6 protein-coding genes and 1 rRNA gene are annotated in these 6,968 nt (G+C 59.7%); 3 read left to right on the top strand and 4 right to left on the bottom strand.

Going from position 1 to position 6,968, the window contains the following annotated elements:
- Positions 1-135: 135 nt before the first annotated feature.
- Together rrf and HMPREF3169_RS04850 are read left to right on the top strand one after the other, a co-directional pair.
- A 5S ribosomal RNA gene (gene rrf, locus HMPREF3169_RS04855) occupies positions 136-253 on the top strand.
- 595 nt (positions 254-848) lie between these two features.
- Entirely contained in the window at positions 849-1,175 is a 327-nt protein-coding gene (locus tag HMPREF3169_RS04850; RefSeq protein WP_246815597.1) for a DUF2200 domain-containing protein, read from the top strand.
- Here HMPREF3169_RS04850 and HMPREF3169_RS04845 read toward each other — a convergent pair.
- The 4 genes from HMPREF3169_RS04845 to HMPREF3169_RS04830 form a co-directional block, all read right to left on the bottom strand.
- Entirely contained in the window at positions 1,156-2,280 is a 1,125-nt protein-coding gene (locus tag HMPREF3169_RS04845) for an aminotransferase class I/II-fold pyridoxal phosphate-dependent enzyme (protein ID WP_061921123.1), read from the bottom strand. The genes HMPREF3169_RS04850 and HMPREF3169_RS04845 overlap by 20 nt on opposite strands.
- The gene (locus HMPREF3169_RS04840; protein ID WP_061921125.1) at positions 2,280-2,918 is read right to left on the bottom strand and encodes a DUF3239 domain-containing protein; all 639 of its coding nucleotides are present in this window, start codon (positions 2,916-2,918) and stop codon (positions 2,280-2,282) included. The genes HMPREF3169_RS04845 and HMPREF3169_RS04840 overlap by 1 nt, the downstream gene beginning before the upstream one ends.
- Positions 2,919-2,922: 4 nt before the next feature.
- Complete coding sequence (locus HMPREF3169_RS04835; RefSeq protein WP_062035629.1) at positions 2,923-4,554, bottom strand: DNA repair helicase XPB; 1,632 nt, start codon at positions 4,552-4,554, stop codon at positions 2,923-2,925.
- A 71-nt stretch (positions 4,555-4,625) separates the two neighbouring features.
- Positions 4,626-6,710 carry a helicase-associated domain-containing protein gene (locus HMPREF3169_RS04830; protein WP_061921129.1) on the bottom strand — a complete coding sequence of 695 codons (2,085 nt, stop codon included), beginning with the start codon at positions 6,708-6,710 and terminating at the stop codon, positions 4,626-4,628.
- A gap of 66 nt (positions 6,711-6,776) precedes the next feature.
- Here HMPREF3169_RS04830 and HMPREF3169_RS04825 point away from each other — a divergent pair, with 66 nt between their 5' ends.
- A complete protein-coding gene (locus HMPREF3169_RS04825; protein WP_061921131.1) occupies positions 6,777-6,962 on the top strand; it encodes a hypothetical protein in 186 nt (61 codons plus the stop codon).
- Positions 6,963-6,968: the final 6 nt, after the last annotated feature.

Raw genomic sequence — 6,968 nt, 5'->3', positions numbered from 1 at the left:
ACTGGTACTAATAGACCAAAACAAACACACACAATGTGCAACACACACACAAACAAAAAATGATGATTACGTCATGCACGCGTCCACTATGCAGTATCTGACACAACAGTCAGGGCAACACAGCCCCGAAAGTTTGTCGGTGGTTAATAGCGGCAGGGAAACGCCCGGACCCATTCCGAACCCGGAAGCTAAGCCTGCCCGCGCTGATGGTACTGCAACCGGGAGGTTGTGGGAGAGTAAGTTACCGCCGACATAAAACACAAACAATAACTCAATACACAAAAAAGGGAGAGGTTCTAGAACACCACCGTTCTAGAACCTCTCCCTTTTCGCGTTTTCACCATTGAACCAACACCATCCGGCCACGGCTACCGGCACGACGTTCCTTCGCCTATCGTTGGCCAACCTGCATTCGAACCACCCAACAGGCCCAAAAGCGCTGTTTCCGAACGCTTCAATGGTCCGAACGCAGCTTTGTTCACCAAATGAACTATCCCAGGTAACTGCGGTGTTCATTATCGCGTGGTTTAAGGACTATACGGATGAGCCTTCTGAATTGTCACTGAGCCTAAAAACAGTGCGAATTAGAGGTTGGTTCCAGCGCGGAGAAGGAGTAGGGATCAGCATTCGAACCATCGAGGAGCGTAGGGACCGCTAGATTTTATGGCTTCGATGGTTCGAACGCACCTTATTTCAGCAAGGCAACTATTTACCGGCGTCTTCGGTCTATGCACAGCGGGGGAGCGGAGTAGTTCAACGTGGCGTTGATGAACCTTGGAGAAGGATGTTTGCGGCTCAGCAGTAGGATAGAAGTCATGTCAGATACTTCTAAGCCTCGAATTTTTAGCATGCGGTGGGAGCAGATCCATTCCGCCTATATCGCCAAGGCGGAACGTAAGGACCGTACTCGCGCTGAGGTAGATGAAGTTATTTCCTGGTTCACGGGATACGATGTCCCAGGCATCGCTGCGGCTGGGGAACTTACTGTTGAGCAGTTCTTCGAGCAAGCACCAGAGATGAATCCGCATCGCTTTCTTATCACCGGCAGTATCTGCGGCGTGAAAGTTCAGGAGGTGCAGGACCCAGTGATGCAAAAAATTCGCCAGCTCGACAAGCTAATTGACGAACTGGCGAAGGGTAAGGCCTTGGAGAAGATCAAGCGCTCAGACGCTTAACTGCCTCTTTGATTACCGCAGGGCGCTTACAGAACGCGAAACGGACTTTGTAGCGCCATGGTTCGGGGTTATCGGCAAAGGCAGCAAGCGGGATGGCAGCAACCCCGTGTGTCTCGGGGAGCTTTGTACAGAATTCAACTCCGTCCATGCCAGAGGAGCTCACGTCGGCGACTAAATAGTAAGTGCCTTGAGTCTCGTGGACTTGGTAGCCGGCCTTACTTAGGCCATCAACTAGGATGTCGCGGCATTCGGCCAGCTCTTCCACCATGGCCTTCTGCCAGCCCCGCTCATATACCAGCGCGTGGGCCACTGCGGCTTGGAAAGGCGTGGCAGATACAAAGGTCATGAACTGCTTTGCTCTGATGACGCCATCGAGGAGCTCTGGGTGGGCAATGGCCCAGCCGGTCTTCCAGCCGGTGGCGTTGAAGGACTTAGCCGCCGAGCCGACCTTGACCGTACGGGTTTCCATGCCTGGGATGCGCTGGATGTCCACGTGCGTGGCAGACCCGAAGGTGAGGTCCTCGTAGACCTCGTCGGAAAGCACGAGCAAGTCATGCTCCACGCAGATATCGCGGAGGCCCTCTAGTGCTGTGCGGCTAAATACTGAACCGGTGGGGTTATGCGGAGAATTGACGATCACCATCGCGGTCTTAACTGTCACAGCGGCGCGCACAGCATCGACGTCGAGATCCCAGCTTTCTCCGGAAGGCTTGAGCGGGACGGGGACACGGGTGGCGTCGGCAAGCGCAATGGCGGCGGCGTAGGCGTCGTAGTAAGGCTCCAGCACAATGACCTCTTGGCCCGGCTCTACGAGTCCCAGCACGGTCGCGGTGATGGCCTCCGTTGCGCCCGCGGTGACCACGATGGCCTTGCGTGCAACGCAGTAGTGGTGTGCCAAGGCGTCGATAAGCTCAGGGCGCCCGCGCAGGGGAGCGTATTGATTATTTCCCGTCGCAATCTGCTCCTGCGCGATCTCCAGCATGCGCTCTGGCCCATCAGAGTCCGGGAAGCCTTGTCCCAGATTGATGGCGTCATTATCGATTGCCAGCTGGGTCATGGTGGCGAAGATGGTCTCGCCAAATTGCTGCAGACGTTTAACCGTCATTAGAGCACTAAGAGATCGTAACGGGTGGCCTTCACATCATTGAGGCGCTTGCGGGCGCGGTCAAGCTTTTGCCACTGGTCTTCCGGGATTGCCTTACGCGCCATGGTGACGACCTCAGCGTCCGGCGTGCCCCATGCAATGGGCATCGGGGTGACCTGCTGCCAGTGTTCTTTATCGCTGTTGTTGCGGTGACCGGAAACTGCGGCAACCGGCAGCTTTGTGCCCACAGTGCGCTTGACACCTGGCACGGAAGTAACGGTGCGCAGGCAAGCTGCCCAACGCGGCGGAAGCCCGGGATCAACGTTGGTGTTCACTAGCGCCATCAGCACCATGTCACGTTCGTTGACCTCAGCTACCACTGCTGGTGCCAGCGGGTAGGAATCATAGAGGTGCTGTGCGGTGCCAACCTGGCGCGCGGCTGCAACGCCCACGATGGCCACGAGGATGCCGAAGAGCAACATACCGAGGCCAATGGTAAATCCCCAGTCCGCATCCACAGTCATGTAGACCGCAGCGGCACCGATGATGAGCAGCAAGCCCATGATGAGGCCGGAGTTGCGCAGGCGCGCGGAATCGCGCAGGAGTTCATTGTTCTTCTTGGCGTAGGTCTCGTCGACCTGAAACTTGAAAATCTTCATCAGGTCATAAGTCTACTTCGTCGACGAGACGGTACGCGTATCCCTGTTCCGCCAAGAAGCGCTGGCGGTGGAGCGCATAGTCCGCATCCACGGAATCACGGGTGACGAGCGTGTAAAATTTTGCTTCCTTACCGTCTTCCTTCGGGCGCAAGAGGCGTCCTAGGCGCTGGGCTTCTTCCTGCCGCGAGCCGAAGGTGCCGGAGACCTGAATAGCTAGGGCAGCTTCGGGAAGATCAATGGAGAAGTTTGCCACCTTGGAGACCACGAGTGTTTGCACCTCGCCGTCGCGGAAAGCTTGGAAGAGCTTTTCACGCTTGGAGTTCGAGGTCTTGCCGTCGATTACTGGCGCGCCCAAGTGCGAGCCGAGTTCTTCCAGTTGCTCCACGTAACCACCAATGATGAGTGCTTGCTGGCCAGCATGCTTGGCCAAAATCTTATCCACGGCACGGTGCTTTGCGCTTGACGACGCCGCGATTCGGTAGCGATCCCGCGCCTGCGCCGTGGCATAGAGCATCCGCTCCTCGGCGTCCATGTCAACGCGTACCTCGATGCACTCCGCCGTGGCGATGTAGCCGGCGGCTTCGAGCTCCTTCCACGGGGCGTCGTAGCGCTTGGGGCCGATGAGGGAGAAGACGTCTCCCTCCATCCCGTCCTCGCGGATGAGCGTGGCGGTAAGGCCCAAGCGGCGGCGCGATTGGAGATCCGAAGTCATGCGGAACACGGGAGCAGGAAGCAGGTGGACCTCGTCGTAGATGATTAGACCCCAGTCGCGGGAGTCGAAGAGCTCAAGGGCGCGGTATTCGCCCTTCGTCTTGCGGGTTACCACCTGATAGGTGGCGATTGTGATCGGTTTGATCTCCTTCTTTTCACCGGAGTATTCGCCAACCTCGTTCTCGGTCAATGAGGTACGCCGCAGCAGCTCGTTGCGCCACTGGCGTCCGGCCACTGTATTGGTAACCAGGATCAACGTGGTGGCTTGGGCCTTGGCCATCGCCGCCGTGCCCACGATGGTCTTGCCGGCGCCACAGGGCAGCACGACCACGCCGGAGCCGCCGGACCAGAAGGATTCTGCGGCATAGGATTGGTAATCGCGCAGCGCCCAGCCTTCCTCCACCAAAGAGATGGGGTGGGACTCGCCGTCGACGTAACCGGCAAGATCCTCGGCGGGCCAGTTGGCCTTGAGCAGCTCCTGCTTGAGGCGGCCGCGCTGCGAAGGCGGCACGGCGAATGTGCTGTCATCGATGCGAGCGCCCAGCAGTTGGCTGACCTTCTTGTGCCGCGCGAGTTCTTCGAGGATCGGAACCTCGGCAGATTCCAAGATGAGGCCGTGCGCCGGATGCGAGTGGAGGCGCACGCGGCCGTAGCGCGACATGGTCTCCGCGACGTCGATAAGCAGCGCCTGCGGAACCGGGAAACGCGAATAACGCTCGAGCACGTCGACCACCTGCTCGGCGTCGTGGCCCGCGGCGCGGGCGTTCCACAGCGCCAGCGGCGTGATGCGATATGTGTGAACGTGTTCTGGCGCGCGCTCTAGTTCTGCAAAGGGCGAAAGCGCGATGCGGGCTGCGGCAGCGTCTTCGTGGTCGACCTCCAAGAGCACCGTCTTGTCAGATTGCACGATGAGCGGTCCGGGCATCTACTTGCTCCTTTGTACAGGTTCGCCAATGGTAGAAAGCCAAAAGTATAGCCCCGATCGCCCTGCTGGCGCTAAGCGAGTTCCACGGCAGTGATGCGGTGCAAAGGGAAGCGGATGGTGGAACCATCGGTGCCGGTGGCATCGACCTGACCTCCGGCGACGGACAGCGGCTTTACAGTCCTGGACTTAGAATTGCCGTTCTTATCCGCATAGGTGATCTTGACGGGGCGCCCGCCGCGGGCAGCAGCGTGAAGGACGTCGAGGCTGGATTCGTCCGCTGCGGTGGGCGCGGGTGATTCGGTATCAAGCAAAGCCTTGGCGACGCTCGTCGGATCCGGGCGAGTGGGGCCAGCCTTGCGAGGTGCCGGAGTAGGTAGTGCGTAGGGCTCGAGCGCCATATTCAGGGAAGCACCTGTTTCATCTTCGCCGGCGGGAGCAAGTCCGTGGGCGCGCAGTTTCTCCAGCAGCTCACCGACGCGCACTTGCGATATTGCGACGGTAGGAGCGATGCGGCGCAGTTCTGGCACCGCCCGCACCGCCATTTCGAGAAGGGCGGGATCTTCACTGCGGAGGTACGCCAGCGCAGGGCCGGAGCGCAGCGTGCCGTGGCGCCTATCGACGTCGTGGATGAGAAACTCGAGGGTTTGAGGCACCTCGCTGTGGGCGGCGAAGAAGTCGGTGATCTCTTGCGCCGTCATGCCTACGTCCAAGCCGCGGCGCAGAGTGGACTCGCTAATACGGTAGACGCTGGCTAGGCCTGGCGATTCCAAGTCCGCGAGATCTCCCAACCGGCGATGCGCGCTGGCCTCTAGCGGTCCGGGAACCAAGACCGTGAGATCGCCCTGGATGATGAAGTAGTCCACTTCTTCCGGGGTAAGGGTATGCGTGGCCGCAGGATCCAGCAGCACCTGGGTGGCTTGGCCTAGCGCAATGGCTCCGATCCATTCAGCTTCGGCAACGAGGGCATCGATGGTGGAGGACTTAGTGTGCGTTGTAAAAAGCGGGGCGCGGAAGCGCAGCTCTTCGGAAAATTCCTCTTTGCTAAGTGGGACTGAGGCGTGGGCATAGACGTCCATCACCGTGCGGCGGTGGCGGGCCAAATGCTCAGAGACGCTTTCGGTGGAAAGCAGGCGGCCTTCGGCCCAAGGCTGCCAGGTAGAGGACTGCCAGGCATCGAGGAGCAGGCTCCACTTCTCAGACAGGCCGGCATCTAGCCATTCCTGTGCGCCTTGGGTAGGTGCTAAGAAGTTGCCCTCCAAGCCCTTCGGTTCGCCGCGGCTTAAGAGACGCGCGGAAAAGCCGAGGCAAACCAGGCGGCGCAGCTCCAGCTCTGTGATACCGAGTTCCTTGGCGAGTTGGGCCTGCGGGCGAACGCCTACAGTCTTGTCTTTCAAAAGCTCGATGGGTCGAGCACCGACAAGATCGATGAGTCTTTCCAGCTCGCGAACTACTTGCAGCCCAGCGGCGGCGCCTGCTTCCCCCGTCTTCTTCTCTAGTGGCGGGGTGCCGGCACGGCCGCTTGGGCGCAGCGGAATGAGCTCGGGGCTGTGTCCCTCTAGCGCGCGACGGGCGGCGCGCGGCAGGCGCACGGTGCGGGAATCGACGCGGGTGAGAATGCCCTTGGCTAAAAGGCGGGGGATTGGGCGCGTGGGATCAGCATCGGGAGCTGCGTCGCGAGTAGCGCCCACTCCGCCAGAGGCGGCCAGGGTTTGCAGAATCCGTGCCTCATCCTCGGGCAGTGCCGCGATCTCCTCGGGGTCGGTGGTGCTCTGATGCAGCAGCGACCACCCGGTGGGAAGCGCCTGCATGAGCCCTGGGGCAAGGCATACGCCCTGTGCTTCCACTTCGAATGCGAGGCCCCGCTCGAGCAGCCGTGCGGTTGGCTCTGGGGCCAAAATCTCTACGGGTTCCAGTTCGCCGCCCCGCAAAGCGATGTCCTCGGCAGTAGCAAGCAACTCGGCATCGCACTGCGCGAGTGCGCGCGCTAGGGAAGTGGTCAGGCTAAGGCGCGTTGCCAACGGGGCGATTCCCGGGGGTAGCGGTGAGAGCACATCGCTGCGATAGCCAAGCAGCGTCGAAAGCTGCTCTTGGTCAAGATCTGCAAGCCACGTGCGGAATTGGACCGTCGCGGAGGAAGTGCTGTGAGGTGGGGTCATGGTGGCGAATAAGTTTAGTGGGTTATTGAGTTACTTTTTGGGCCGGGGTTTGGAATAATAAGGCCTATGTCGAATAAGAAGAATGGCTTCGTATCCCCGGCTTGGCCGAAGAATGAAAATCGCGAGCACGCAATTACCGAAATCTACGCGCCGTTCGCTGGTGCATCCAGCCCGTTCGGTGACGATCTGATCCTGCCAATGCCGGCGGAGAAGCTCAACTACGTGCACCCATACACCCGCGTTAACCGCTAAAAGCTC

Source organism: Corynebacterium sp. HMSC08C04, assembly GCF_001807495.1.
GTDB lineage: Bacteria > Actinomycetota > Actinomycetes > Mycobacteriales > Mycobacteriaceae > Corynebacterium > Corynebacterium simulans.
This window is presented reverse-complemented; position numbering and strand designations above follow the sequence as displayed.